At 29.5% G+C, this 3,288-nt stretch carries 4 protein-coding genes; 3 read left to right on the top strand and 1 reads right to left on the bottom strand.

The window, feature by feature from the left end:
• From VLM92_RS14835 to VLM92_RS14825, 3 genes are all read left to right on the top strand, one after another.
• Positions 1-1,109 (top strand): NAD(P)/FAD-dependent oxidoreductase (locus VLM92_RS14835; protein ID WP_325277099.1); only part of this gene is annotated, 1,109 nt, incomplete at its 5' end.
• On the top strand, positions 1,099-2,343 hold the full coding sequence (locus tag VLM92_RS14830) for an NAD(P)/FAD-dependent oxidoreductase (RefSeq protein WP_325277098.1): 1,245 nt from the start codon (positions 1,099-1,101) through the stop codon (positions 2,341-2,343). The genes VLM92_RS14835 and VLM92_RS14830, both read left to right, overlap by 11 nt.
• Positions 2,344-2,345: 2 nt before the next feature.
• Positions 2,346-2,708 carry a DUF1667 domain-containing protein gene (locus tag VLM92_RS14825; RefSeq protein ID WP_325277097.1) on the top strand — a complete coding sequence of 121 codons (363 nt, stop codon included), beginning with the start codon at positions 2,346-2,348 and terminating at the stop codon, positions 2,706-2,708.
• An 82-nt stretch (positions 2,709-2,790) separates the two neighbouring features.
• On the opposite strand, the gene VLM92_RS14820 is transcribed toward VLM92_RS14825, so the two are convergent.
• Positions 2,791-3,003: a small, acid-soluble spore protein, alpha/beta type gene (locus tag VLM92_RS14820; RefSeq protein ID WP_325277096.1), complete on the bottom strand. Its 213-nt coding sequence runs from the start codon at positions 3,001-3,003 to the stop codon at positions 2,791-2,793.
• Between the last annotated feature and the right edge of the window lie 285 nt (positions 3,004-3,288).

Below are 3,288 nucleotides of genomic sequence, written 5' to 3'. Positions count from 1 at the left end.
TAAATAAAGAAGAAGTTATAAAAATAGAGCCAAATGTAAACAAAAACGTAACTAGCGCTCTTTTATGTGAGGTAGCTGGTATAGTTTGTCCATTTAATTTAAATGTAGCACTTATGGAAAATGCAATAAACAATGGAGTAGAATTGAATTTACAAGCAAAAGTTATAAATATACAAAAACAAGAAGATCATTTCGATATACAACTTTTAAATAAAGAAACTATTAAATCAAAATACGTAATAAATGCAGCTGGAGTTTATGCTGATAAAATAAACAACATGATAGGTGGAGATGAATATTACATCATACCTAGAAAAGGTCAATATAAAGTACTAGACAAAAGTGAAGGGAAAATAGTAAATCATGTATTATTCCAATGCCCAACAAAAAAAGGAAAAGGTGTATTAGTTACAAAAACTGTTCATGGAAATTTATTAGTAGGACCAAATGCTACAGTAGTTGAAGATAAAGAAGATATATCTACAACTAGAGATGGTATAAATGAAATCGTAGAAGATTCAAGAGAAAGTCTAGAAAATATAGATTTTAGAAAAACAATAACATCTTTTTCAGGGTTAAGAGCAACTCCAAATACAGGAGATTTTATGATATTTGCATCACAAAAATGTAAAAACTTTATAAACGTAGGTGGAATAGAATCCCCAGGACTTGCATCAGCGCCAGGAGTAGCAAAATATGTAGTAGAATTACTTCAAAATGAAGGATTAAATTTAGTAGCAAATGAAAACTTTAATCCAATAAGAAAGAAAAATAAGCCATTTGCACACATGAATAATGAGGAAAGAAATGAAATTATAAAAGAAAATGAAAATAATAAAAAAATTATATGTAGATGTGAAAGTGTAACAGAAGCTGAAATAATAGATGCAATACACAGACCATGTGGTGCAAGAACTGTTGATGGAGTAAAAAGAAGAGTTAGACCAGGAATGGGAAGATGCCAAGGAGGATTCTGTGGTCCTAAGGTAATTGAAATATTAGCAAGAGAGTTAAATATAACTGTAGAAGAAGTACTAAAAGATTATGAAAAGTCAAACATGGTAGTAGGAAAAGTAAAAGAATTAAGGGGTGAGTTAGTTGAAATATAATGTAGTAGTAGTTGGGGGAGGACCTGCAGGACTTGGTGCTGCGCTAGAAGCTAAAAGAAATGGTGCAAAAGATGTACTTATAATAGAAAGAGATAGAGAATTAGGTGGAATACTTAACCAATGCATTCACAATGGATTTGGACTACATGAATTTAAAGAAGAACTAACAGGTCCAGAATATGCTCATAGATTTATAGAAATGGCAAAGAAAGAAAATATAGACTATATGTTAAACACTATGGTACTTAATATAAATGAAGATAAAACTATAGAAGCTTTAGGAGAAGAAGGACTAATAAATATTAAAGCAGATGCAATAGTTTTAGCAATGGGATGTAGAGAAAGAACAAGAGGAGCTATAGATATACCAGGATATAGACCAGCAGGAGTATACAATGCAGGAGCAGCACAAAGACTTAGTAATATGGAAGGATACATGGTAGGAAAAGAAGTAGTTATATACGGATCAGGTGACATTGGACTTATAATGGCTAGACGTATGACATTAGAAGGAGCAAAAGTTAAAGCAGTAGTTGAAGTTAATCCTCATTCAAGTGGATTAACTAGAAATATAGTTCAATGCTTAGATGACTTTGATATACCACTAATGTTAAGCACTGGTATAACTAATATACATGGAAAACAAAGAGTAGAAGGTATAACACTTTCTAAACTAGATTCAAATAGAAATCCTATAAAAGGAACTGAAGAATTTATACCATGTGATACAGTTTTATTATCAGTTGGACTTATACCAGAAAATGAATTAAGTGTTGAAGCTGGTGTAAACTTAGATACAAAAACTAGTGGACCAATAGTAAGAAATACTATGGAAACAAATATAGATGGAGTATTTGCATGTGGTAACGTTGTTCATGTACATGACTTAGTAGACTTTGTTACAAAGGAAAGTAGAATAGCAGGAAAAAATGCAGCACTATATGTTTTAAACAAATTAAAAAATAATTCTACAGTAAGTACTGTAGCAAACGAAGGTATTTCATACATTGTTCCTCAAAATATAGATATAAACTGTGATGAAGATGTTAACTTATTTATGAGAGTAAGAAATATTTATAAAAATAAGAAGTTAGTTGTAAGAAGTGATGATAAGGTGATTTTAGAAAAGAAAAGAATTCATATGATACCATCTGAAATGGAAAATATTAAAATAGGTAAAGATTTATTTAAAAATATTACAGGTAATATAACTGTAAGTGTAGAGGAGGCTTAAGTATGGCTAATATAACTTGTATAGTTTGTCCAATGGGATGTCCATTGGTAGTAACTAAATTAGATGAAGGATATAAAGTAGAAGGAAATACTTGTAAAAGAGGAGAAAAGTACGGAGTAGAAGAATTAACTAATCCTAAGAGAGTTATAACTACAACTGTAAGATTAGATAAGTCATATTTAAACTTACTTCCTGTTAAAACTAATGATTCTATTCCTAAAGGTATGATATTTGAGATAATGGAAGAATTAGATAGAGTTAAGGTAAGTGCACCAATTAGTGTTGGTGATGTTATAGTTGAAAATATCTTAGGTACAGGAGTTAATATTGTAAGTGCTAAAACTGTAGAAGTTTTTAATGGATAGGAGATGACATTTGTCATCTCCTTTTTCTTGAGCAGCTATATAATCATATTACCTGTAAGATAGATTTAGATAATATAAGAATTTATTTATTTTTATATTGTTTTAATAGTTGTTCCTCACCCATTTGTACAAGTTTTCTGGTTGCTAGACCGCCTATATAAGGAGTATCAGATTGATTATTAGAAAAATCGTTTAATTCACTACCTATTTCAAGTTTGTACTGACTTAGTGCTTTTTTTGCATTAGATTCTATACTTTTATTATTCATTATATTTTTTTCAATATTAATATCCATAAAAAATACCTCCATCTTAATGTATAAATATTTTTCCCTAAAAAAGATTTTATATATACTTTGAAAAAGAAAATTACTTAAATAGATCTGATGAAGTAATTTAGCTATAAATCCAAGTTATATCCTACTATGTCTGGAAGTTAAGTTTGGTTATTGACTAAAATATAATATACATGACAATGTATTAAAATGTATTAAAGCAAGCAAAGTATTAGTAAGGGGAAATGACATGAAAAAAATCGTATGTTTTATAGGTAGCGTTCAAAAAAGAGGCACGTTTGGCGG

The sequence above is a fragment of the Romboutsia sp. genome, assembly GCF_035470145.1.
GTDB lineage: Bacteria > Bacillota > Clostridia > Peptostreptococcales > Peptostreptococcaceae > Romboutsia_D.
This window is presented reverse-complemented; position numbering and strand designations above follow the sequence as displayed.

Coding starts and splice junctions, on each gene's coding strand:
- VLM92_RS14825 (WP_325277097.1), top strand. CDS start 2,346: ATGGCTAATATAACTTGTATAGTTTGTCCAATGGGATGTCCATTGGTA.
- VLM92_RS14820 (WP_325277096.1), bottom strand. CDS start 3,003: ATGGATATTAATATTGAAAAAAATATAATGAATAATAAAAGTATAGAA.